This window comes from Gilvimarinus sp. 1_MG-2023 (assembly GCF_030548285.1).
The window spans coordinates 1-339 of the sequence record NZ_JAUOSC010000483.1; the positions used below are offsets into that span (position 1 = coordinate 1).

The 339-nt window shown below is 51.3% G+C and carries 1 protein-coding gene; it reads right to left on the minus strand.

From position 1 onward, the window contains the following. A partial coding sequence (locus Q4563_RS17735) for a hypothetical protein (protein ID WP_303605439.1) occupies positions 1-339 on the minus strand: 339 nt, incomplete at both ends.

Below are 339 nucleotides of genomic sequence, written 5' to 3' on the forward strand. Positions count from 1 at the left end.
ATGATGTTGCCGTCGTTATCCATGATATCGAAGGCAGCCGTTTCACCCCGCAACCGGGATGGAATCAGCTTCAGCTTCAAGCCACCGCCGTCGATACGGTAGTTGTCGTTGTCGTAAAATGTTTCGAGAATTTCCTGCGTAGTAAACTTCAGCGCCCGCAGCAAAATGGTAGCTGGCAGTTTACGACGACGGTCAATACGTACGTAGACCAGATCCTTCGGATCAAACTCAAAGTCCAGCCATGAGCCGCGGTAAGGAATCACGCGAGCGTTATAAAGCAGTTTGCCGGACGAGTGGGTTTTACCCTTGTCGTGATCGAAGAACACACCTGGTGAACGG